The organism is Solibacillus sp. FSL K6-1781, from assembly GCF_038630735.1.
Taxonomy (GTDB): Bacteria; Bacillota; Bacilli; order Bacillales_A; family Planococcaceae; genus Solibacillus; species Solibacillus silvestris.
Map to the genome: position 1 here is coordinate 3,850,525 of NZ_CP152038.1, position 24,853 is coordinate 3,875,377.

Sequence of the window (24,853 nt, forward strand, 5' to 3'; positions counted from 1 at the left end):
TGCCAGGTTAATTTAAAATAATTGAAACTGCTCAATGACATAAAAAAGAAGGGAACTCACAACTTTGTGAATTACCCTTCTTTACTATATGAATAATAAATTATGCTGTTACTTTTGCTAAATTTTGCGCTGCAGCTTTTACTTTTTCTAGACCGTCAGCGATAATTTGTTCAGCGCCCGCTGGATTTGAAGCATGACCTTCGATAATAACTTCATCGATTTTTTCCATGCCATATACGCCACCAATAACTGCATTAATATAATTTACTGACATTTCTGATGCGTTTGCTTGTGGTGTTGAGTAAATACCGCCACGAGCGTTTAATACGATATATTTTTTGTCCGTCATCAAGCTTACTAATTGACCTTGTTCGTTATATTTAAATGAATATCCAGCACCGTATGTGTAATCGATGAATGATTGTAATGCAGCTGGGATTGTTAAGTTCCATAATGGGAATGCAAATACTACTACATCAGCAGCTGTTAATGCTTCACGAGACTTATTGAAAGCAGCTAAAGAACCTTCTTGGATTGCTGATAATTCTTCGCCTGCTTGTGCTTTACCGAAAGCGTTGAATAATTCTTGACCGAAATATGGCATATTTTCTTCAAATACGTCAAAAGTTGTTACGTTTAAACCTTCATTATTCGCTACTTCAGCAATGAATGTTTCATACATTTTTGTTGATACGCCATCTGGGCGGTTATTTGCTTTTACTACTAATACGTTTGTCATTTTCATTCTCCCTAATATTTTTAATATTATTTATTTTTGCAATTTTATCTTGTTTTAAAGTATCTCAAATTCGAGGTACTTTTATATAATAAAAGAACAACCTAAAAAAATCAATTAGATTGTTCTCATACTTTAGTCTGAATTCCCATTTCGGTTTTATATAAAAATACGAATCTGGGTAAGTTTACTCATCTTATTGCTTTTAAATATCACAAGAATCATCGGTACACGCTGCCCCGTCTACACCTTGCATTTTTAAAGGCTTACGTAATCCCATTTCCTGTGCTGCCTTTTCGATTGTTTGCTCAAACACTTCCTGTGGCTGTGCACCTGAAATACCGTACTTATTATCAATAACAAAGAAAGGTACGCCTCGTACACCAAGATTTTGAGCAACCGCAATATCTTGCTCAACTTGCTCCAAATACTCATTGCTCTCAATCACTTGTCGTGCTTTTTCAGCCGATAACCCGACTTCTTCTGCTAATGTCAGTAACACATCAGTTTGTCCGATTGCTTCACCTTCTAAAAAGTAGGCTTTTAACACACGCTCGGTGAACTCTTTTTCTTTTCCTTCTGTTTCAGCCCATTTCGCTAAACGGTGCGCTTTTACAGTGTTGGCACTTTTCATTTCATCAAAATTGTACTCAAGCCCTACTTCTTTGGCACGTGCTGTAACATTTGCTGTCATCTTCTTCACTTCATCTAATGAAATCTGGTATTTTCGTGACAATTCTTCATAGACAGAGCTTGTTGTATCAACTGGTGTGGAAGGATCCAATAAATAGCTTTTATATGCTACTTCAATCGCATCTCCATACCCAAGTTCATCTAATGCGATTTCTAACTGTTTTTTGCCGATATAGCAAAAAGGACATCCATAATCAGACCATACTTCGATTTTCATGCTCATCACTCTCCTTGTCTTGTATTGTAGCGAGCAATTATTCAAAAGTACAATGTTTGAAACTCTCTACTCCCCACTAGTTGCGTAATGACTTAATTTGTAGCATAACTGAATAAATCAATGCCAAATACCCAATGCTAAAAAATAAAAAGGTGATATTTTGAAACAATCTCTATGGCTTCCAACACATTCAGAATTTTCTGCTCCAACACTTCAAGAATCGATTAACTGCGATATCTGTATTATCGGTGGGGGGATTAGCGGTATTTACACAGCCTATTCACTTGCTAAAGAGGGGCTGCAAGTTGTGCTAATTGAAGCAATGCCTCAGTTTTCACAAGGTACGACAGGCTATTCTACAGGGAAATTAACAGTACAGCATAATGTCATTTACTCAAAACTTAATGAAGAAGACGGGAAAATTTACTACGAGGCAAATAAACAGGCTATCGAACAAGCTGTTTCCGAAAGTAGCACCAGCTTTACCCGAGCTACTTCTTATGTTTATACAGCTACCCCTCAAGGAAAAGAGCAGCTTTTAAACGAGGCGGAAAGCTATAAAAAAATTGGGATTCCATTTGTTGCAACAAAGGACATCGAACTTTCGGTTCCTGTAGAACTTGCGCTCGGCATTAAAAATGAAGGTCAGATCAATCCTGTCGAGTTCACAAATACGTATGTTCATTTAGCAAGAAAACATGGAGCACAACTTTATTTAAATACACGAGTCACTAAATTAGAAATGTCCAAAAATTGTCTTCATACAAGCAATGACCATACTGTCCATTATAAAAAGCTAATTTTATGTACACATTACCCGATTGAATCAATCCGCCAGCTTTATTCGATGAAGCTGCAAATTAAACGGTCCTACTTAACTGCAACAAAATATTCACAACTGTTAGAAGGGCAATATTTAAGCGTTGATGCTCAAAGCCGTACAATTCGAACGGCACTTATCGATAATCAGCCGTACTTCATCTATGGCGGGCAATCGCATACAGCAGGGTCCACAAGTGATACAGACCCGTTTTACGATACATTGCAGCATGAACTAACAACAGATTTTGAACTTCCTCCATATGAATATGGCTGGAGTGCCCAGGATATTATGACTGCAGACCAAATTCCTTACATCGGCCAGCTTTCCCCAAGCGATGACAGTTTGTATATTGCAACGGGTTTCAATAAATGGGGGCTTTCCTCATCGCTTGTTGCAGGAACATTGCTTACAGATCTTATTAAAAGAATTGCAAACCCGGCAGCTGCTTTATTCTCACCGGACCGTTCGAATTTCGGAAAGACTTTTTACTTTATGCTGCAAACGGGCGGAATGATCGGAAAAGAGCTTGTAAAAGGCTATATCGACAGACCGGATGCGCCTAAGTGTACACACCTCGGCTGTAAAACAAGATGGAATGTAGCTGATGATACATGGGATTGTCCATGTCATGGATCCCGGTACAACGCAAAAGGCGAAGTCATCGAAGGCCCTGCCGTCTATCCGTTAAAAATGAAAAAATCCGGTAACTCTTAAAAGAGTTACCGGGTTTATTTTTTATTTTAAGTTTTCCGTTAATACTGGAACGATTTGTTTTTTTCGTGATACAACGCCAGGCAAGCTGATGCGACCGTTAACAATTGTTGCACCAAAGGCTTTCGCTGCTTCTTCGGCAACTTGTCCAGCTGCTACTGCTGTTGAATCATTGTTTAAAATATCCGTTACAACGAAGAAGAATAAATCAAGGCCGTTATCCGCAATATTTTTGTTCAATAAGTTTTCAAGCTCTTCTTGGCGACCAAGAACGTCTTCGATATCCACTGCGTTTACTTGGGCAACCGTTGCTTTATATTCACCAAATTCAAAGCCTTTTGCATCCAATGACAATAAATCTTCCAATGACTTATCTGAAAGGTCCGCACCTGCTTTTAGCATAGCTAAACCATATTGTGCAGTATCAACATTTGCAATGGCTGCCAATTCTTCACCAGCTTTTACATCTTGCTCTGTGCATGTCGGTGATTTGAATAATAATGTATCTGAAATAATTGCAGAAAGCATTAAACCCGCAATATTAGCCGGAATTTCCACATTATTTTCTTTAAATAATTTATTTAAAATTGTCGCTGTACAACCTACAGGCTCCGCACGGAAATAGAGCGGATCAGCTGTTGTAAAGTTCGCAATACGGTGATGATCGATTACTTCCGTGATTTGTACGTCTTCAATTCCATCTGCCGATTGCTGGAACTCATTGTGGTCCACCAAAATTACATGTGCCGCTTCGTCTTTTACGTTCGCAATTAGACGCGGTGCTTCAAAGTTGAATTTTTCCAGTGCATACTTTGTTTCATTATTTAATTCTCCAAGACGAACTGCTTCTGCATCCACACCTAATTGTTGTTTTAAGTATGCATAAACAATTGCTGAAGTAATTGTATCTGTATCTGGATTTTTATGTCCAAAAACTAATGTTTTACTCATGAGTGAGCCTCCTATTTAAATGCTTTTCGCTCTTCATTTTAACATAACGATCTAAAAGTGAAAAACAGAAGATTTGCTAACATTACTTAGCAAAAAGTAAAACTGTAAGGGCTATTGGTTAGCCCTTACAGTTTAGCTGATTGCTATTAAATTTGATGTATTCAAAGCGCTTTTTGTGTTTTTAGTATACTGCTCATATTGTTGCGGATTTTGATCTACCATCGATTCCACTAATATATGTAAAAGAGAGAAAACCGCAATCGTACATGTGTTTCCGGATTCTTTTGTATTAGGAACGATGAGTACGAGGTTAGCCGGTTCATCTTGAGAAGTAAGCTCTTTGTTACGGATTGCGACAATTTTCACATTTTTTCTTTTAGCAATTTCAACTATTGTCGCCATATCTTCATACTCTTCATCAAGCGATATAATGAAAAGCAATGAATCTTCATCCATATATGCAACCTGCTGTGCAATTTTGTCTGCCTCATGGGGAATAAAATGAACGCGGTCTCGTAACCTATTGACATTGCTGTACATCCAAAATGCAACTGGTGTCGATTGTCTGAAACCTAAAAAGTGGATTTTTTTTGCTGTATGTAATACTTGCACAACTTCTTCAACATCCTGCTCTTTTAGTTGATTGAAAGTTTTTGAAATGTTGGCGATGTCATTTTTAACAATGTCTGCACCAATGTGATTTCGGATTTTTTTAACAGGCACCGCTTGTTTAACTTCGCTTGCTTCGCCTTTTTCCATTAAATATTCCTTCAGTTTATCTTGGAGCTCACTAAAACCTGCTAAATCCATTGAGTAGCAAAATCTTATTACAGTCGATTCACTTACATCCGCTAATCTTCCTACTTCGGAAGCGGTATTTGTCCACACAATATTCGGATTATCCATAACAAACTGAGCAACTTTCCGCTGCCCCTTAGAAAGGCGAATATACTTCTTTTTAATATTTTCACAAATAGTCAAATTCTCCATCTCCCTTTCCTCTATTTATCCAATAAAATATTTTCTCACACATTTATGTAACTTTACTTACACTAAATTCTTAATAATAAAAAATACATTATCATGAATAATAATAGAATTCAACGAGTTTTCTGAAAAAACTTTAGCATACTAAAGAATATAAAATTTCAAATAGAAAATTGACATACTTTTGTAAAATATATAGTTTATAAAAGAACTATTATTAAAAATCCTGTTAAGCGCATTCAACTATTAGGTATTTTTTTACATATTTTTCATATTAAAAGGGACCTGCGCTTTTTTAATAGCACAGGTCCTTATTATTTATTATACTCTTTGGATTGCCATTCGGCATTTAACTATTGTAATTCTGTTTGCTTCGTTTCTTTACCTAAAAAAATAACCGCTAATACACCAATAACGATGGCTACACAGAAAATAGCGAAAATAAAGCTAATATCATAACCTTTTGTCAGCAGTGTCCCCACTAATAACGGACCGAAAATACCTCCAACTCGACCTATAGCTGCCGCCATACCAGCTCCCGTTCCACGTACGATTGCCGGATATTGCTCAGGTGTATAGGCATATAAAGCACCCCATGCTCCCAAGTTAAAGAATGAAAGCAACATACCCGAAATTAATAATGTTTCGATCGTTTCTGCACCACCGAACACAAAGGCACTTGCTGCAGTACCTAATAAATATGTAACTAATACAAATTTCCGCCCAAACTTTTCGATAAACCAAGCAGCTGTAAAATAACCTGGTAATTGGGCTAAAGTCATAATTAATACATATTTAAAACTTGATATTAAATCAAATCCTTTGCCAACCATTACACTTGGTAACCATAAAAACATGCCATAGTATGAAAATACAACTGCAAACCATAAAACCCAAAGCATTAGTGTAGAACGTGCATATTTTTTCTCCCATAATGTTGCGATATTTTGAAATACTGAACGTTTTTTCGATTCCTCTTTTACCCTGAACTGTGGAGAGTCCGGTAATTTCATTCTTATATAAATTGCATAAAGTGCAGGAATTGCCGTAATTAATAATGCAACTCGCCAGCCTTCAAGTGGCCAAAATTCAGCCGGTATAACGAAATAGGCAATAAGCGCAGCAATTAGCCAGCCTCCAGCCCAAAAACTTTCAAGTAAAACAACAACTCTTCCGCGTTCTTCAGCTTTTACGCTTTCAGATACAAGTGTCGAAGCAACCGGTAATTCCCCGCCAAGCCCCATTCCAACAAAGAAACGTAATATTAAAAAGAGCGTTAACGTTGTCGTAAAAGCGGATAATCCACTCGCAACGGAGAAAATTATTAATGTCCACATAAAAATTTGTTTACGTCCAACTTTATCTGCAAGTACACCAAATAACACCGCACCTACTGCCATACCGATGGAGTTTACACTTGCAATCCAACCCATTTGACTACTATTCAATCCCCAGTCAACCGCAAGTGCTGCAATGATAAAGGATAGTATTCCAACATCCATTGCATCGAACATCCATCCAACCCCTGCTATACGTAAAAGTTTATTACGTGATAAGGGCTTTTGTTCATTTGTTCCCACTGACATTACTTTTCCACCTTCCATGTGTCTTTACACCTGACTTAACAACATTATTATAATACATTTCTTTCTTAAAAGTGACAACATTTTTTTTACTTAACAAATTGTTCCGACAATTTAACAATTCCTATTGAAATAAGAAACACATAGGTATAAAATGTCTTGTATACAAAAACAAATGTTCACCTAGCGAGAACAGAAGGAGTTTATTATCTATGTGGAAAGGTCTTATCGAAGAATATAAACAGTACCTACCTGTTACTGAAAATACACCTGCTTTATCACTAAATGAAGGAAATACACCACTAATCCCGTTAGTAAATTTATCAAAAGAGCTCGGAATTGAGTTATACGGAAAAATCGAAGGCGCTAACCCAACCGGATCTTTTAAAGACCGTGGTATGGTATTTGCTGTTGCAAAAGCAATTGAAGAAGGTTCTAAAGTTGTTATTTGTGCATCTACAGGCAATACATCCGCTGCTGCAGCGGCATATGCGGCACGTGCAGGCATTCAGTCTATCGTTGTCATTCCAAAAGGCAAAGTAGCACTCGGAAAATTGGCACAAGCATGCATGTACGGTGCAAAGATTATTGAAATTGACGGTAACTTTGATGATGCATTAAATATTGTTCGCAAAATTGGGGAAAATACTCCTATCGCGCTTGTTAACTCTGTAAACCCATATCGTATTGAAGGTCAAAAAACAGCTGCGTTTGAAATTGTCGACCAACTTGGTCAAGCACCTGACTACTTATGTATTCCTGTAGGAAACGCAGGGAATATTACAGCTTACTGGAAAGGCTTTAAAGAATATAATGAAGCAAAACAAAGCGGTCTTCCTAAAATGTATGGGTTTGAAGCAGAAGGTGCCGCTGCAATCGTGCAGGGTGCTCCCATTGCAAATCCGGAAACAGTAGCAACAGCGATTCGTATCGGAAATCCAGCAAGCTGGAAGTTCGCTGAAACAGCTCGTGATGAGTCAGGCGGTCTAATTGATGCTGTAACAGATGAAGAAATTTTAGAAGCTTATAAACTAATTGCCAACAAAGAGGGGATCTTTGTGGAGCCGGGTTCAGCTGCTTCATTAGCTGGTGTCATTAAATCTGTAAAAGCCGGCAAAATTGCTGCAGGCAGTCGTGTTGTTACAATCTTTACTGGAAACGGCTTAAAAGACCCGGATACAGCGATGAATGTTTCAACTGTTGACCTTGTTTCTTTACAAAATGACGAGCAGGAAATCCGTAATTATATCGAGGGCGTATTTAGTCTATGAGTAAAAAGTGGCAAATCAAAGTTCCTGGCAGTACAGCAAATTTAGGCCCTGGATTTGATTCCATTGGCCTTGGACTATCACTCTATTTAACATTGGATGTCACATTACAAGATGAGTGGGAATTTATGCATATTGGTGACAATGTGCCTTCTGATACGACAGTCGACACACATTTAATTTATACAATTGCACAACAGGTAGCACAGCAATATAATGCAACGCTGCCTCCATGTAAAGTTGAGATGACTAGCGAGCTTCCCCTTGCTCGTGGTATTGGCAGCAGCGCGGCAGCAATCGTGGGTGCTATTGAATTAGCCAATATTTTAGGGGATCTGAAATTATCGCAACAGGATAAGCTGAACATTTCATCTCAAATTGAAGGACATCCTGATAACGCAACCGCTTCGGTATTGGGCGGGTTGACGATTTCCTCAATGGACGAAGCCGGAATTGTCGACACACTACATATTCAGGAAATGGATGCAGCATTCGTTGTATTTATCCCGAATATCGAACTTAAAACAGCAGCATCACGCGGTGTTTTACCGGAGCACCTGAAACGTAGCTATGCAGTGCGTGCGAGCGCCAATGCGAATATGCTAGCAGCTTCCCTGATTGCAAAGGATTATGAGCGAATCGGACGTTATATGGAAGCAGACCTTTTCCATGAGCCTTTCCGAGCAAACCTTATTCCTGCTTATAAAGAAATTCGCGAAGCAGCAAAAAAGGCCGGAGCATATGGAACTGCTTTAAGTGGTGCCGGACCAACATTAATCTCGATGATCCCGCTTGCTTTATCCGAACAGTTTACCTCCTCAATGCAACAACAGTTTCCAGAACACCAAGTCGTAGTGACAACTGCTTCACCATCCGGCTCCACTGTCACAGCTTATTAATAATAAAATAATAGATGAAGCTCTTTATAAGGGTATTTAATGTACGTTATTTCTATATACGAATAACGTACATTTTTTGTTTTTTCTATACAATTTTGTCTTTTATGCATAATTCCCCTTAAATTTGGGTATATTAATAAATCTACTGTTAGAAAGGGGTAATGTTTATGAAAATTGCAGTTATTGGGGCTGCTGGTAAGGCAGGAACTCATATTTTAAGAGAAGCAATAATGAGAAACTTTGATGTGACAGCGATTGTAAAAAATAGGGCAACAGTTCAAGAAGAAAATATTAACATCATTGAAAGCGACCTGTTTAATTTAACAGAGGAACAAATCGCTCCTTTCGATATCTTAATTAATGCTTTTGCTCCACTACCAGGGGAAGAACATTTACATGTTGATGCTGGTGAACATTTAATTTCCTTACTAGAAGGAACAGAGAAAAAGTTGTTCGTCATCGGGAGTTCAGGCTGCCTTTTTGTTGATCGCGAAAAAACAGTTCGCCTTATGGATCTCGAAGATTATCCGGAAGACCTTGCTGTCGCAGCAAAGGCTCAATTGCAGAATCTGCGTGATTTGGAAAGCTCTTCAATCCACTGGTCCTTTGCCATTCCATCGGCAATGTTCGATTCGGATGGACCGCGTACCGGCCACTATATTAAGGGTGAAGAGAAAATTTTAGTAAACTCGCAATTTAACAGTTATATCAGTTATGCTGATTTTGCTGTCGCATTGCTCGATGAAATTGAAAAAAATGAATACCCAAATACAACATTTACTGTTGCATCTGAAAATGTAACAGCAGCATCTTAATAAATAGCGCCGAAGCTTCTGGCCTCGACACGATAAAAAGCCAGCATGTTCCCAATAGGAGATGCTGGTTTTTTTGTGGAGAAATTAAGTTAACATCACTAAACTGATCGCCATAACTGCCATACCTGCTATTAATCCATAAATTGAAGAATGGGCTTCATCATATTTTTTAGCAGCCGGCAGCAGCTCATCAATCGAAATAAATACCATAATACCTGCAACACCAGCAAAAACAATACCGAACAATGTATCTGTCATAAATTGCATTAGTACTAAGTAGGCAATAAACGCACCGAGCGGCTCTGATAAACCAGAGGCGAACGACCATTTAAATGCCTTCATACGCTTCCCTGTTGCATAAAAGATAGGAATAGCTACCGCAATACCTTCGGGAATATTATGAATGGCTACAGCAATTGCTATCGCTACTCCGACATTCGGGTCCTGCAATACCGCCATAAATGTCGCAATACCTTCCGGAAAGTTATGAATCGCGATTGCCAACGCTGTAAATAAACCCATTTTCATTAACCGGTCTGCTTCTACATCTTCATTTCCGATTAATTGAGCCTTTTGTACATCTTCTACAGACTTTACCTCATGCGGGTTTCTCCCCTTTGGAATAAACCGGTCGATTAAGGCAATTAAAAGCATCCCCCCGAAAAAGCCGATGATTGTGTACCAATATCCTACTGTCTCCCCATGAACGTTAACTAAAGCGTCTTTCGCTTTTACAAAAATCTCTACAAGTGATACATAAATCATAACACCTGCTGAAAAGCCTAATGCAACTGAAAGAAACCTTTTATTTGTGCGTGTTGTAAAAAACGCGATCAAGCTGCCAATACCTGTAGCAAGCCCTGCAAATAATGTTAAGCCTAACGCTAATAATACATTCTCATCCATACAATTCTCCTTCATTATAATCTTTTCTCATATTATACGCACAATGTTTCCTATGTGCAACTTTTTTTAAGCGGGAAACATCTTGTGAGGGTAACCAAACCAAATACTAAAAAAAGGGATTCCTATTCATCAGGAATCCCAATACTACTATTTATTCTTTTTTGACTCATACCATAATACGCATAGGACAAACCAAGTATACCCGATACTCCACCCTGCTATAACATCCGTTGCATAGTGGCGACCTTCCGCTATACGTGATAAACCTATGAAAAAAATAAGGACTAGCATTACACTGTATGTAATAAATTTCCAACTTTTATTTTTCAGCCATTTCGAAATCAAATATGCGAGCGTTAAAAAGAACATTACACTGATTTGCGCATGTCCTGAAGGAAAGCTAAATGAAGTAAGCTGATCTTCAATTTCCGGACGTGGTCGTGAAAAAATACGCTTTAAAAGCTGATTCAGCCCATTTCCAACCCCAACTGTAAGAAGCACAAAGAGCACACCGCGAAAATCTTTTTTAAAGATTGCCAAATACAGCAAGATAATAACGGTTGCAACTATGACAAACTTTATTTCTCCTAAATAATGAAATAAAATAATGAAATTATTACCAAATAATAAAGAGCGGATTTTCATATCAAATGCCTCGAAGCTTGGTATATCAAAATTCAGTGCAATAATAATAAACACCAGCAATGTAACGAATGCAAAAATCGAAACTTTCTTATTCAAACGATAACCTACTTTCCTTATACGAACTGTTACTTCACTATTATTATATGTAGTATACAAAAAATAAAAATCCACTTCGCTAAAAAACTCTGCAAAGTAGATTCCCTCTTAAACATTCATTATTCTACAACTGTGTAATTTCCGTGCTCCATTGAAATAACGAAATCCGGTTTAGGTGGTTTACCGCCATGCTCTTTGATTTTTGCTTTGTGGCCCGCAATATGCTCCGGGCTCTTCTCCCAGGCTTTCCATGCATCCTCCGATTCCCAACGAATAATCACTACAACTTCCTCTTCACCACGTCGCACATTTTTTACAAGCAGTTCACGGCCAATAAATCCTTCGCGTTGTTCAAGCATCGATGGACCTTGACCAGGTTTTTTGCTAAAGCGCTCGATAATTTTAAGCGAGTTTCCTTCTGTTACGATCCATTTGCGAATTTGTACGAACATTTTAATTCCCCTCTCTTTTAAAAAGGCATGCCTCTACTTGAGAGACATGCCATCTTTAATTATATTATTTTAATTCGTTTAAGATTTCATCTAATTTTTCTGCTTCAGTTGTTACACCGTTAGAAGAGAAGTACCAGTTTACGCCATCAAGGTAAACGATTTTGCCTTCTTTGTAAGCACGCGTTTGTTTGATGATATCGTTTTCGATGTCAGCTTTGATTGTTTCTACATCAGATGCTGTACGGTCGATGATTAATAATACTTCTGGGTCTACAGAAAGAATTGACTCATACGAGAAGTCAGAACCGTGTGATGAAGCTTTGATATCAGTTGTTGATGGTTTGAAACCAAAGTCATTGTATACATATGCGAAACGAGAATCTTCACCGTTGTCGAAACCAGAGATTTTTTTGTCGTTGTACATTGCTACTAATGCATTTTCATAGCCAGCTGCTTTTTCTTTTACAGCGTCAACTTTTTCTTGTAATGCAGCTTTTAACTCTTCAGCTTTTTCTTGTTTTCCGAAGATTTCAGCAGCTAAGTCAACTGATTCGTATACACCTTCTACATAGTTTGAGTTATCAGAACCGATGAATACAACGTTTGGTGTAATTTCTTTTAATTCTTCATAGAAAGAACCTTGACGACCTGAGATGAAGATTGCATCCGGGTTAGCAGCTGCTACTTTTTCGAAGTCGATCTGTTTTAAAGAACCAACATCAGTAATTGAATCAGTTAAATATTTTTCTTTTAAATGCTCAGGGAAGTTACCTTTACCGCCGTTAGCAGCGATACCAACTATACCTTCAACACCTAATGCATCAAGTGTATCTAAGAAACCGTAGTCAAATACTACGATGTTTTTTGGCATTTCTTCAAATGTTACATCTTCAAAAGTAAGGGATTTACCGTCTTCTGTTTCACTACCCGCTGATAATGGAGATACTGTCATTGGGAAAGCTGGAGCTTCCGTAGATGAAGTTGTTTCTTCTGTTTTAGCTGGTTCGTTCGCTTCATCTTTCGTAGATGTTTCTTCGTCTGAACCACAAGCTGCTAACATTAATGTTAATGCTGCTGCCGTTAAAAATTTCCACTTTTTCATTGTTACTTTTCCTCCTAAAATACTCTCAAGCGAGAGTGATAATCGTTTTCAATTAACTAACGTTAGTGTAAATCAACTGTCTATAGTTGTCAATGAATATTCTGAAACTAATATTCATTCTCAATTAAATTTACAAAATAAATGCATAAGCGAGCAAAGCCCATGCATTTATCCGTATTTTTATTTAACTATGTGAATTAAAATATACACAAATACGACAGCCATCTTGTTCCTGCACCGGAATATGCATATCATATACTTCTCGTAATGCTTCAGAGTTAATAATCTCATTTGTTGGACCATCTTTTACAAGGCGTCCATCTTTCAATGCAACAATCCGATCTGAATATACTGAAGCAAAGTTAATATCATGTAAAACAATTACTACTGTTTTGCCCAACTCATCAACAAGCTTGCGTAAAATTTTCATAATTTGAACAGAGTGCTTCATATCCAAGTTGTTTAAAGGCTCATCCAGTAAAATATATTCTGTATCCTGAGCGATTACCATCGAGATAAAAGCACGTTGCTTTTGACCACCTGATAATTCATCCAAAAACTTATGTTCCATTTCACCAAGTGTCATATATTCAATTGCACGGTCGATATGCTGCTCATCTTCTGGAGTCAAACGACCTTTCGAATATGGATAACGGCCAAATGATACAAGCTCACGAACTGTTAAACGCACATTTAAATGATTTGACTGACGTAAAATAGCAACGCGTTTCGCAAAATCATTGGACTTCATTTTTTTCACATCACTTTGATCTAAAAATACTTCACCTGTATCTGCATCAAGCAACCGGCTTACCATTGATAATAATGTAGATTTACCTGCTCCATTCGGTCCAATAAACGAAGTAATTGCTTTCGGCTGAATAGTTAATGAGACATCCTCAACAACCGGTTTTTTTCCAAAGCTTTTAGAAAGCCCTTTAATTTCAATCATCCTGCTTTCCTACTTTCCTTCAGTATTAGGTAAATAAAGTAAAGTCCACCGACAAAGTTAATAATAACGCTGATCGTTGTACTTAACTGGAATACATGCAGTACTAAGAACTGCCCACCGACAAGTGCAATTATACTTATTAAACTCGCACCCACTATTAAAACGGAATGCTTGTACGTAGCAAAAAACTGATATGCCAAGTTAGAAACGATTAACCCTAAAAATGTAATCGGACCAACAAGTGCAGTAGATGTTGCAATTAAAACAGAAGATAAAATTAATACTTTCAATACTATTCTATCATAATTTACACCTAAGTTTATTGCATTCTCCCGACCTAGTGACATGACATCTAAATCACGCAATAAACGGTAACCGTAGATAAATGAAGCCCCTAAAATAATGACAGCAATAAATAGCAGCTCTGTTTTCACATTCATGAAACTAGCAAACAGTCGTGTCTGTAAGCTTTCATATTCTACAGGGTCAATTATTACTTGTAAAAATGTTACAAAACTGCCGAGTAATGTTCCGATTATCATTCCTGCAAGTAAAAGTAGGAAAATCGGATGTTTATCTGCCCGGAATAAGAAACGGTATAAAATCAGTGCGAAAATTACCATCGCCAAAATTGATAAACCAAAGTTTAAATAACGACTTACTACAAATATTGACGCAGAGCCTGCAAAGAAGAAAATAATCGTTTGCACTACTTCATACATCGAATCGACACCCATCATAGATGGTGTCAGTAAACGGTTATGTGTAACCGTCTGAAATGTAACGGTCGCATATGCAATCGCCGTTCCTGTAATTACCATTGCTGCTATTCGCTCTAATCGCTTTGGAAAGGCATAACTGAAACCGCCCTGAATATTGTAAAAAGCAAATAACGCAATACATACCAGTGCGATAATTGCTAAGAAAATCAACTTCGTACTATTTTTTCGCATATGCTTTCCCCCTAAATAACATTACTAAGAAGATCGCACTGCCGATTACCGCAACCGTTGTGTTTACGGGAATTTCAAACGGGTATACAATTAAACGACTTAAAATATCACACATTAATAGGAATGCTGCACCTAAGAAGATTGTATGCGGAATTGTTTTACGTAAATTGTCTCCCATATATAATGAAACCAAGTTCGGTACGATTAATCCTAGGAAAGGTATAATCCCTACCGTTAAGACAACTGTAGTGGAAATAATCGCTACTAGTACTAAACCAAGATTCAATACGGTACGATAGCTTAAGCCAAGATTTTTGGCGAAATCTTCACCCATGCCAGCAACTGTAAACTTATTGGCATATAAATACGCAAGGAAAATTGCAGGCACCGCTACATAAAGCAATTCATAGCGACCTGATACAACAAGTGTAAAACTTCCTAGAAAGAATGTATCTACACTTTGCAGCACATCCGCCTCATACGCAAGAAATGTTGAAATGGCACCAATAATATTCCCATACATAATCCCGATAAGAGGTACAAAAATAACGTCCTTGAATTTAATGCTTTCAAGAAGACGCATGAAAACCATCATACCGATCAGTGCAAATGTAAAGCTGAATATAATTTTCTCCATATACCCAACACTTGTAAAAAATATCATTGATACAACAATACCTAGCTTTGCCGCATCAAGCGTACCAGACGTTGTCGGCGATACGAATTTGTTACGGCTTAAGCTTTGCATAATTAATCCTGAAATACCCATCCCTGCCCCAGCAAGTATAATTGCCATTAATCGCGGTACTCGACTCATTAAGAAAATTTGCATTTTATCTGAATCCCAATCCAATAAATCAGATGGCTTAATGTCGATAGCTCCGATAAACAATGATAAAAAGGACAGGACGATGGTCGCTACTACGAGCATCCAAAGTCTCATTTCATTCTCCCACTATTCTTTATATATTTTATACCTCTATATATTACGTAAATGCTAAATGAAAATGAGAATCATCTCTTTCCCTACATCATTATATAATTGCTAATAATGAAAATCAAACAGACAATTTATAATAAGTTATTTTAAAAGAAGAATAGACTGAAAAATGTACTTTTAGAGCGTTTCTCCGCTTTAATTACGCATCCTTTCTCTTTATTAATAGGAAGAAAATTCAAATTAAAAAAGACCACAATTATTAAAAATTGTGGCCTTACATTTATAATCGATATGTTTTTTTACTTACACTATACTTATTTAATGCTTCGCGATTCACATTATAGCCAAGCCCTTTTGACTTTGGAACAGTAATGTAGCCATCTGTAACGGTTACTTCAGGTTGAATAATATCTTCATGCCAATAACGTTCAGAAGCAGCGGTATCTCCAGGCATTATAAAGTTTGCAAGACTTGTCAGTGCAACATTTTGTGCGCGGCCGATACCCGCTTCCAGCATTCCTCCACACCACACAGGAATATTGTGTTCCATACAGTAGTCATGGATACGCTTTGCTTCGCTAATACCGCCAACTCGCGCAATTTTAATATTTATCACCCGACAGCTGCCAAGTTGAACCGCTTTTCTCGTGTCGTCTAATGAAGTAATACTCTCATCTAAACAAACCGGTGTCTTTATTTGTTTTTGCAATAGTGCATGATCGATTATGTCATCATGCGCTAATGGCTGTTCAATCATCATTAAATTAAATGCATCCAACTCTTTTAAACGATCGATGTCATCTAATGTATACGCAGAGTTTGCATCTGCCATTAAAGGAATTACCGGGAATGCCTGCCGAATTGTTCGGATCAGCTCAATATCTTTGCCTGGCTTAATTTTTACTTTAATTCGTTTATAGCCTTCATCCAAAAACTGCTGAATCGTTTGGATCAGCTGTTCATCTGTAGGCTGTAAACCGATGCTGATTCCTACTTCAATTTTTTCCCGGACTCCTCCAACAGCCGATGCCAACGATTGGTTCGTCAATTGAGCATAAATATCCCACACCGCTCCTTCAATCGACGCTTTCGCCATATTATTGCGTCGAATCGGACGGAATATTTCATACACGTCATCCGGATGCTTTAATTCTTTCCCAAGCAATGCAGGGATTAAAAAATCCTCCAATAAATGAAGCGAAGTTTTAAATGTTTCTTCTGTATAGGAAGGCTCCTCAAATGCAACCCCCTCGCCCCAACCGACTACACCACTTTCATCTGTCGCCTCAATAACTAAAAAACGCTTGTCTTGCATTGTACCTAAGCCTGTCGTAAATGGGGTTTTCATTCGCATCACTAGTTCATGAATTGTTACTTTTACTAATTTCATATTTGTTGCTCCTAATAATATTCAGCCGCGGAATCATTCACTAATTGATGCTAAAGAGCAAATAATGAACGCTTTACAAGTAAGTAATGGCTAATATTATCATCTATTTTGTTTAAATAAATTATTTTATAATTTTGATCAAACATTGCCTGTAAAATGTGTCTTGTTTTATAGCGCCAATCTTCTGCTAAAGAGACACTTTCCACTTTGATTTTCTGGAAGTTCGTAGGGATAGGTAACAGATAGGCATCATGGATAAGTGACTCTTCTTTTTTGAATCTTTGCTCCGGATCCAATGTCGGAAGGCCTACCATATTTTCTTCCCAATTTACTACCGGCTTTGCTTCATCCAGTAATTCTTCCACTTTCGCATCCCAGCGTAAGTAATCATTATCTACAAGTTGCCATTCTACACAAAGACGATCTGTAGGCAGTACTCGATTGAACGGATCTTCCATTTCCCCGTAGCAATTTTCTATATAAGTATCGCTGTAACTACGCAATTTTGAAAAGTTTAAAAATCCGCTGCGTGCTTCAAGAGGGTCAAATGTCCAGCGGCAAGTTCTATAACCGCGCTCTATAGCGATATCCTTTAAGTAATTTTTAAGAAGTTCTCCAACGCCTAGCTCACGATAATTACGTTTCACACCAATCATATGGGAATATAAGTATATATTCTCATCCATATATCCAGGGCAACTATAGTTAAAACCAATTATTTCATCATTTAAATATGCACCAAGTACAATCCCGCCATTGCGAATCGTCGCAATTGTCTGATGTACCGGAATGCTGCCAACAGCCCAAATTTCATGCTCTAGCTTACGTGCCTCTTCAATTTGTTCAATTGTCGTTAACTCTTTAATCGTCACTGATTCTAACATAATTCTGCCTCCCCTATAGTTACTTTTCTTCATACTTAAAAACGCCTTGCTTTACTTAGTTCTCTCCTCAATCATGCTATGTTACCATGATTTCTGAAAAAGACGTGTAACCATCGGGAATGTTCTACATATATCGGTTACCCGGTTATTTTCGACCAAATGTAGCGAATTTAACCCAAGCAGGTCTCTTTCGGCAAATGTTTTTGACAACTTGCTGAAAGAAGTTAATGTGAAGAATCGATACTTCCTTACTCAAAGATTTCTTAGCGCTTTGATAAGTATCATCCCAATCCCATTATATACCACATACTACCTTTTTAAGTAGTTAACTTTTATTATTCCTTATTGACCAAAAGAAAAAACCTTTATTTGCAGAATTTCTGCAAATAAAGGTTTGATAATTACTTAATACCGCGCATTGCTTTAGAGATGATTGGCGAGATTAGGAGGATAATAACACCTAATACTACCGATAAACCACCTAATACACCGAAGTAAGTTGTTTCAGATACAATTCCATAAACTCGAACTAACTGTGCGTTAATTGCTTGTGCAGCAGCTGAAGCTAAGAACCATAACGCCATTGTTTGTCCTGCGAATGCAGCTGGAGCCAATTTCGTTGTAGCTGATAGACCAACCGGTGACAGCAATAGCTCACCTAATACTAACAGGAAGATTGAGAATACAACCCAAAGTGGGTTTACTAACGTATCTTCCGGAGTTAAAACGATTGCTGCGATCATTACGAAGAATGAAATACCTGCAAAGAATAAAGATAAAGCAAATTTCTTTGGAGTAGATGGTCCGCGATCCGCTAATTTCGTCCACATAATCGCAAACATTGGCGCTAGAACGATGATGAATAACGGGTTAAATGACTGGAACCATGCAGCTGGAATTTCAAAGCCCCATAAATTTAAGTTTGTACGTGTATCAATGAATGTTGCAATAACTGTTGAAGATTGTTCAGCAATTGCCCAGAACATTACCGCACAGATAAATAATGGGATATAAGCTAATAGACGAGATTTTTCGTCTGCATTTGTTTTTGGACTACGATACATATAAATAATAAATAGCGTAGGAATCATTACACCTAAGAATGTAATTAACAATGAGAAGTTTTCAATGCTAGCGTTACCTGTTTGGTAAGCTACGAAACCTAAAATCACAATAATTAAACCACCGATTGTGAAGTTACGAGTCGTCGTTTTCTTCTCTTTATCAGAAAGTGGGTTTGGTGCTACAGAACCTGCTAAACCAAGGCTCTTTTGTGACATTAAGTAAACAACTAAACCGATGAACATACCTACCGCAGCAACACTGAATCCTGCGTGGAAGCCCCAGTTCTTTTGGAATAACCCAACTAATAACGGTGCCAGGAAGCCACCCATGTTGATACCCATATAGAAAATAGAGAATCCTGAATCACGACGTGCATCATTTTCCGCATACAAGTCACCAACTACCGATGAAACGTTTGGTTTTAATAAACCAGTACCAATAATAATAAAGAACATTGATAAGTATAAGGCTGTTACACCAAGCGGCAAGGCCAATAATATATGACCAATCATAATTAATATTCCGCCGTAGAATATCGCTTTACGCATACCAGTAATTCGGTCAGCGATCCACCCGCCAATAATACCTGACATGTAGATTAATGAACCGTAAATCGACATGATGATGTTTGCTTGCGTACGATCTAATCCTAATCCACCATCTTTAACTGCGTAATACATGTAGAATAGTAGAATGGCACGCATACCATAATATGAAAAACGTTCCCAAAACTCTGTAAAGAATAGTGTAAACAACCCTTTAGGTTGACCGACAAAACCAGTTTGAGGAACGGACTTCACGATTTCTTCTTTTGAATACATTTGAAATCCTCCCGATTAATAAATATTCTGACAATAAACTCTGTCGTCTGTTGTCTGACATTTGAAATAATATACTTGAACACTTTAGCCTAATAGTTGATTAAAATCAACAAATAATCAAAATGTTATAATTTTATGTTTTTTCTATATTTTCAGATAAATAAAACGGATCTTCACATCAAGATTTTTGTATTATAAATCAATTAATTCAGTAATGAAATTATTTTGACTTTTCCTTAGAAAAATAAATTTTCATTAATATAGAAAAAGACTAAAGTACAATGTGACTGCAATGTACTTTAGTCTTTTGTTTATATTATTGCTTAATTACATAAATTTCATACTTTTGATAATCCGCTTCTTTAAGTTCAAGCGTCAATAATGTACCCTCTTCTTCATACTCCGTTTCCAGAACGGTTGCCTGCTCATTTAAATAGGAAACAATTCCGCCCTGATTATATGGAATAAGCATTTGACACGTTATATAATTAGCAAAAATTTGCTGACGAATTAACTGAAGTAACTCCTCAAGTCCTACATCTTCCTTCGCAGAAAGCCAAATATTATCTCCGCTAACTAACGGATATTCTATATCAGCCAAATCGGATTTATTGTATACATATACAGTAGGAATATTTTCAACATCAATTGCTTTTAATGTCTCATTCGTTACATCCATCATAAATCGGTATTCCTCATTAGAAACATCGACAACATGCAGCAACAGGTCGGATTCTCGTGCTTCTTCCAATGTCGATCGGAAGGCTTTTACTAAATGATGCGGCAATTTACTAACAAAACCAACCGTATCAGTCAGTAAAAAGGATTTGTTATCTTCCAGGTCAATATTGCGGACCGAAGTTTCAAGTGTTGCGAACAACATATCCTTTTCAAACACTTGCTTTGTATCATCTTGCCCTGCCTTTGCAAGTAACTGGTTCATAATCGTGGACTTCCCTGCATTTGTATAACCTACAATTGATACGACAGGCACTGCATTTTTACGGCGTTGTTTACGCTGTGTTTCACGCTGCTCTTTAACTACTTCTAACTCTTTCTTGATTTTCGAAATCTGATCTTCAATTTTACGGCGGTCAAGTTCAAGTTTCGTTTCCCCTGCACCACGGTTTTTAAAGCCGCCGCCTGTTCCTCCCCCTTGACGGGATAATGATGCATGGAGCCCAACTAGGCGCGGGAGCATATACTGTAATTGAGCGAGCTCTACTTGTAATTGCGCTTCACGCGTTTTTGCACGGCGACTGAAAATATCTAAAATCAGCATTGTGCGATCAATTACTTTACATTGTAAATCACGTTCTAAATTACGGATTTGCGATGGTGAGAGCTCATCATTAAAAATAACAATGTTGGCATCTGTTTCATCAAAGAACGCCTTAATTTCTTCAATCTTCCCTGTGCCTACATAATGTGAAGGTGTGACCCGTTCCAGATTTTGCGTCACCATACCGACAACTTCTACATCTAAGGCTTGTGCTAAATTCGCCAATTCTTCCATTGAATAATCGAAATGCTCATCCTTTTGTAAATTGACGCCAACTAATACACCGCGTTCAATCAATACTTCAACATCTTTCAAATTTTTGCCTCCTTGCTACTATCTATAGTTTTTTCCCATCGTAACATACAATTCAAAAGCCTGTACAATGACAGCATATAAGCGCATTATGATACTATAAGAACAATTATTTTTCTTCATTCATCACTCACCTTTCGCTGGTGAGTGATGAATGAAGAAAAGCCCCGGCAGATGTCACGGATTTTTTTAAGGAAAATGAAGTCAGCCTAAATACGTCACATCATGTGACAACGGCTGATTGACCCATATCCTGTGAGCTTCAAAAAATCTGGACGCAAATACGCCGAGGCGTAATTGATGAAAAAGAAAAGGCGGTTTTTATGAAATTTGAACAAATGAAAGTGCAGCTTCATGCACTCATTTCTAATAAAACACTACTTCAGGCAACAATTAGCCAACCACGTCAGAAGTCCAATGACCTAAAACGGGTCAAACTCAAGCCGGTAGAGATTCGCGGAGACTATATGATCCAGCTGGAATTTCAATATGAGCGCATTTTAAAACATGAAAATATTACAATTGAAGATTTAGCTGTAAAGCTTGATGCTCTCTTTGAACAGTTTCGTCAAGTACATGCAGAGTTTCAGGAGCAGACAGTGCAAGTGCAACTCTCTAAGAAAAATAAAGTACTTTGGAAATCCGATCAAAATACAACAGTTAAACAGGTGAACTTATCCCATAATCGAAAAAAACAGTATTTATTGGATGATTCCCGTGTTCACCCGTTTTTAGTCCGCTTAGGGGTGCAGACAGAGGACGGAAAAATAAAGAAACAGAAATACGATAAGTTTAAACAAATCAATCGCTTTGTTGAGTTTATCGATGATTCATTAGCCCATTTGCCGAAAGACAGAACGATTCGCATTTTAGATTTCGGTTCAGGTAAATCTTATTTAACATTCGCTTTGTATCATTACTTAAAAATTGAAAAGGGTCTTGATATTCATGTCACAGGCCTGGACCTCAAAAAAGAAGTAATCGAAGAATGTAATCGGATTGCTGCTGATTTACAATATGAAGATTTACAGTTTTTAGTCGGGGATATTAATGACTTCAATGAAGAAACTGCTGTAGATATGGTCGTAACGCTTCATGCTTGTGATGTTGCGACAGATATGGCATTAGCCCGTGCAGTAAGGTGGGGCGCAAAAGTTATTTTAAGTGTTCCTTGTTGTCAGCATGAGCTGAACCGTCAGCTGCAGGTACCAGCACTATCAATTATGACACAGCATGGTTTAGTGAAGGAGCGCTTTGCAGCATTAGCTACCGATTCAATTCGCGCTGAACTTTTATCACTTGTCGGCTATGATACTCAATTACTGGAATTTATCGATATGGAAAACACACCAAAGAATATTTTAATACGTGCTTACCATACCGGTAAGAAGCCAACGAGTGAGCAGCGGTTAAAGTACGATGAATTTGTGCGCTTTTTAAATGCCAAGCCATTTCTAGAAAATGAGCTGCAGGATTTACTTCTATAGCAAAATAGTTTTCTCACTTTGTCTTATTTTCTCTATTTTGTGACCGAAATTGATTACTTATTCAGCTTTTCCTTTTGTTACAGAATTGTAAAGATTGATAAGGTTAGAGTAAAATTTGTATAGATTTTTTTAAGTTTTTGTTATGATAATTGAGGTTAATTTTTAAAATTATTTTAATTATATATATTCAGGAGGCAATTCCATGTTTAGTTCAAAGAAGCAAGATCCGTTTTTCTCAGCCTTATTGAAAATTGCTGAAAATATGCGTGAAGGTATCCATTATGCAAATGATTTCCGCATTGAAACGGTTGCAGACTTAAAGGAAATCAGCATTCGTATGAAACAATACGAAACAGCGGGTGATAAATTAATTCATGAATTAATCGTCATGCTTAATAAATCATTTATGACACCAATTGAGCGTGAAGATATTTTATCATTAGCGATTCGTATGGATGATGTGTTGGATGGCGCAGAAGGTACGATTGCACATTTCGAAATGTTTTCATTAACAGAAATCGATGAATCAATGCGTGATTTCCTAGCATATATCGCCAAATCTACTGATGAAATCGTTAAAGCGATGAAACTTTTAAACAAAAAAGATCTTGTTGGAATGCGCCAGCACGCCATTTTAATTAAAGATTATGAGCGTGAATGTGATGAAGTATTACGTTCTTCTATTAAAAAACTATTTTTAAACGAAAAAGATCCTATTCGTCTAATTAAATTCAAAGATATTTATGAGCAGCTAGAAGAAATTGCCGACTACTGTCAAACAGTTGCTAATACAATCGAAACAATCATTATGCGTAATGCGTAATAAATGAGGAGTCCTTTTAATGAATACACTACTTATCATTACCGTCCTAGTAGTCTTTTTTGCACTTGCATTTGACTTCATTAATGGTTTTCATGATACTGCAAATGCGATTGCAACATCCGTTTCAACACGTGCGCTACCTCCTCGAGTAGCGGTAATCATGGCAGCATTTATGAATTTCTTGGGTGCCATTACATTCGTAGGTGTTGCAAAGGCGATTGCGTCAGATATTGTTGACCCGTTTGCATTATCTACACCTGATGCACCATTAATCGGTTCTGTTGTTATTTTGGCCGCTCTATTATCGGCGATTACCTGGAACTTAGTCACTTGGTATTTTGGAATTCCATCAAGTTCTTCTCATACATTGATCGGTTCGATTGCAGGTGCTGCCATTGCAGCATCTGGAGTCGGGGTTTTAAACTATAGCGGATTCACAAAAATTATTATTGCTTTATTAGCATCACCAATCATTGCGATTTGTGCCGGTTATTTAATGATGACAATAATGAAATTTATTTTTAAGAATATGAATCTTTATAAAACAAATAAAGGCTTCCGTATTATGCAAATTTTCACTGCAGCCATTCAATCATTTACCCACGGGACAAACGATGCTCAAAAGGCAATGGGTATTATTACGATGGCACTGATTGCAGCGAATTGGCAAACAACGGATGATGTACAAGGCTGGGTACGTTTTGCCTGTGCTTTAGCAATGGGTCTTGGTACATCGATCGGTGGCTATAAAATCATTAAAACAGTTGGCGGTAAAATCATGAAAATCCGTCCTGTAAACGGTGCCGCTGCGGACATTGCTTCTGCATCCATCATTTTCGGTGCGACATTAATTCACTTGCCTGTATCAACAACACATGTTATTTCATCTGCAATTATGGGTGTTGGTTCAGCACAAAATGTAAAAGGCGTAAACTGGGGTATGGCTCGTAAAATTGTCACAACTTGGATTATTACAATGCCTATTTCTGCTGTGATGGCAGCAATTATCTATACAGTATTAAATCTATTCTTTTAAAAAAGAGGGCAGGTATGTTTCGAA

The 24,853-nt window shown here is 37.4% G+C and carries 23 protein-coding genes; 7 read left to right on the forward strand and 16 right to left on the reverse strand.

The window, feature by feature from the left end; genetic code table 11:
* Positions 1 to 100: 100 nt before the first annotated feature.
* Entirely contained in the window at positions 101 to 739 is a 639-nt protein-coding gene (locus tag MHH37_RS19520) for an FMN-dependent NADH-azoreductase (RefSeq protein ID WP_008405818.1), read from the reverse strand.
* Between the two features lie 202 nt (positions 740 to 941).
* Positions 942 to 1,646, reverse strand: a complete 705-nt coding sequence (locus MHH37_RS19525; protein WP_342574319.1) for a DsbA family oxidoreductase — start codon at positions 1,644 to 1,646, stop codon at positions 942 to 944.
* 160 nt (positions 1,647 to 1,806) lie between these two features.
* Here MHH37_RS19525 and MHH37_RS19530 point away from each other — a divergent pair, with 160 nt between their 5' ends.
* Positions 1,807 to 3,183 (forward strand): FAD-dependent oxidoreductase, encoded by a 1,377-nt coding sequence (locus MHH37_RS19530; RefSeq protein WP_008405821.1) that lies wholly within the window; start codon positions 1,807 to 1,809, stop codon positions 3,181 to 3,183.
* A gap of 21 nt (positions 3,184 to 3,204) precedes the next feature.
* Here MHH37_RS19530 and MHH37_RS19535 read toward each other — a convergent pair whose 3' ends face one another.
* The 3 genes from MHH37_RS19535 to MHH37_RS19545 form a co-directional block, all read right to left on the reverse strand.
* Positions 3,205 to 4,131, reverse strand: coding sequence for a manganese-dependent inorganic pyrophosphatase (locus MHH37_RS19535; protein WP_008405822.1), 927 nt, complete (start codon positions 4,129 to 4,131; stop codon positions 3,205 to 3,207).
* 132 nt (positions 4,132 to 4,263) lie between these two features.
* On the reverse strand, positions 4,264 to 5,121 hold the full coding sequence (locus MHH37_RS19540; protein WP_342574321.1) for a MurR/RpiR family transcriptional regulator: 858 nt from the start codon (positions 5,119 to 5,121) through the stop codon (positions 4,264 to 4,266).
* A 350-nt stretch (positions 5,122 to 5,471) separates the two neighbouring features.
* Entirely contained in the window at positions 5,472 to 6,704 is a 1,233-nt protein-coding gene (locus MHH37_RS19545) for an MFS transporter (RefSeq protein WP_008405826.1), read from the reverse strand.
* Between the two features lie 209 nt (positions 6,705 to 6,913).
* Between MHH37_RS19545 and thrC the strand changes: the two genes are divergently transcribed.
* The 3 genes from thrC to MHH37_RS19560 all read left to right on the forward strand — a co-directional run bounded on the left by thrC (position 6,914) and on the right by MHH37_RS19560 (position 9,683).
* Complete coding sequence (thrC, locus tag MHH37_RS19550) at positions 6,914 to 7,972, forward strand: threonine synthase (protein ID WP_008405828.1); 1,059 nt, start codon at positions 6,914 to 6,916, stop codon at positions 7,970 to 7,972.
* Positions 7,969 to 8,868 (forward strand): homoserine kinase, encoded by a 900-nt coding sequence (gene thrB / locus MHH37_RS19555; protein ID WP_342574324.1) that lies wholly within the window; start codon positions 7,969 to 7,971, stop codon positions 8,866 to 8,868. Before thrC ends, thrB begins: the two co-directional genes overlap by 4 nt.
* Positions 8,869 to 9,035: 167 nt before the next feature.
* On the forward strand, positions 9,036 to 9,683 hold the full coding sequence (locus MHH37_RS19560) for an NAD(P)H-binding protein (RefSeq protein WP_008405832.1): 648 nt from the start codon (positions 9,036 to 9,038) through the stop codon (positions 9,681 to 9,683).
* An 84-nt stretch (positions 9,684 to 9,767) separates the two neighbouring features.
* Here MHH37_RS19560 and zupT read toward each other — a convergent pair whose 3' ends face one another.
* From zupT to hflX, 11 genes are all read right to left on the reverse strand, one after another.
* Positions 9,768 to 10,589, reverse strand: a complete 822-nt coding sequence (zupT, locus tag MHH37_RS19565) for a zinc transporter ZupT (protein WP_014822515.1) — start codon at positions 10,587 to 10,589, stop codon at positions 9,768 to 9,770.
* A 147-nt stretch (positions 10,590 to 10,736) separates the two neighbouring features.
* The gene (locus MHH37_RS19570; protein ID WP_342574328.1) at positions 10,737 to 11,330 is read right to left on the reverse strand and encodes a phosphatase PAP2 family protein; all 594 of its coding nucleotides are present in this window, start codon (positions 11,328 to 11,330) and stop codon (positions 10,737 to 10,739) included.
* A gap of 119 nt (positions 11,331 to 11,449) precedes the next feature.
* Positions 11,450 to 11,782, reverse strand: a complete 333-nt coding sequence (locus MHH37_RS19575) for an antibiotic biosynthesis monooxygenase (protein WP_342574329.1) — start codon at positions 11,780 to 11,782, stop codon at positions 11,450 to 11,452.
* Between the two features lie 64 nt (positions 11,783 to 11,846).
* Positions 11,847 to 12,884: a siderophore ABC transporter substrate-binding protein gene (locus tag MHH37_RS19580; RefSeq protein WP_014822512.1), complete on the reverse strand. Its 1,038-nt coding sequence runs from the start codon at positions 12,882 to 12,884 to the stop codon at positions 11,847 to 11,849.
* A 184-nt stretch (positions 12,885 to 13,068) separates the two neighbouring features.
* A complete protein-coding gene (locus MHH37_RS19585) occupies positions 13,069 to 13,836 on the reverse strand; it encodes an ABC transporter ATP-binding protein (RefSeq protein WP_008405841.1) in 768 nt (255 codons plus the stop codon).
* On the reverse strand, positions 13,833 to 14,789 hold the full coding sequence (locus tag MHH37_RS19590; RefSeq protein ID WP_014822511.1) for an iron chelate uptake ABC transporter family permease subunit: 957 nt from the start codon (positions 14,787 to 14,789) through the stop codon (positions 13,833 to 13,835). The genes MHH37_RS19585 and MHH37_RS19590 overlap by 4 nt, the downstream gene beginning before the upstream one ends.
* Positions 14,776 to 15,732, reverse strand: coding sequence for an ABC transporter permease (locus tag MHH37_RS19595; RefSeq protein ID WP_008405843.1), 957 nt, complete (start codon positions 15,730 to 15,732; stop codon positions 14,776 to 14,778). Before MHH37_RS19595 ends, MHH37_RS19590 begins: the two co-directional genes overlap by 14 nt.
* Before the next feature lie 277 nt (positions 15,733 to 16,009).
* Positions 16,010 to 17,119, reverse strand: coding sequence for an o-succinylbenzoate synthase (gene menC / locus MHH37_RS19600; protein ID WP_342574332.1), 1,110 nt, complete (start codon positions 17,117 to 17,119; stop codon positions 16,010 to 16,012).
* A gap of 50 nt (positions 17,120 to 17,169) precedes the next feature.
* Positions 17,170 to 18,003: a GNAT family N-acetyltransferase gene (locus MHH37_RS19605; RefSeq protein ID WP_014822509.1), complete on the reverse strand. Its 834-nt coding sequence runs from the start codon at positions 18,001 to 18,003 to the stop codon at positions 17,170 to 17,172.
* 401 nt (positions 18,004 to 18,404) lie between these two features.
* Positions 18,405 to 19,889 (reverse strand): peptide MFS transporter, encoded by a 1,485-nt coding sequence (locus MHH37_RS19610; RefSeq protein ID WP_014822508.1) that lies wholly within the window; start codon positions 19,887 to 19,889, stop codon positions 18,405 to 18,407.
* 316 nt (positions 19,890 to 20,205) lie between these two features.
* Positions 20,206 to 21,486, reverse strand: a complete 1,281-nt coding sequence (hflX, locus tag MHH37_RS19615; RefSeq protein WP_342574334.1) for a GTPase HflX — start codon at positions 21,484 to 21,486, stop codon at positions 20,206 to 20,208.
* A 320-nt stretch (positions 21,487 to 21,806) separates the two neighbouring features.
* Between hflX and MHH37_RS19620 the strand changes: the two genes are divergently transcribed.
* The 3 genes from MHH37_RS19620 to MHH37_RS19630 all read left to right on the forward strand — a co-directional run bounded on the left by MHH37_RS19620 (position 21,807) and on the right by MHH37_RS19630 (position 24,829).
* On the forward strand, positions 21,807 to 22,970 hold the full coding sequence (locus MHH37_RS19620) for an SAM-dependent methyltransferase (protein ID WP_342574335.1): 1,164 nt from the start codon (positions 21,807 to 21,809) through the stop codon (positions 22,968 to 22,970).
* A gap of 202 nt (positions 22,971 to 23,172) precedes the next feature.
* Positions 23,173 to 23,793: a DUF47 domain-containing protein gene (locus tag MHH37_RS19625; protein WP_340802677.1), complete on the forward strand. Its 621-nt coding sequence runs from the start codon at positions 23,173 to 23,175 to the stop codon at positions 23,791 to 23,793.
* Positions 23,794 to 23,812: 19 nt separating this feature from the next.
* On the forward strand, positions 23,813 to 24,829 hold the full coding sequence (locus tag MHH37_RS19630) for an inorganic phosphate transporter (RefSeq protein ID WP_008405850.1): 1,017 nt from the start codon (positions 23,813 to 23,815) through the stop codon (positions 24,827 to 24,829).
* Positions 24,830 to 24,853: the final 24 nt, after the last annotated feature.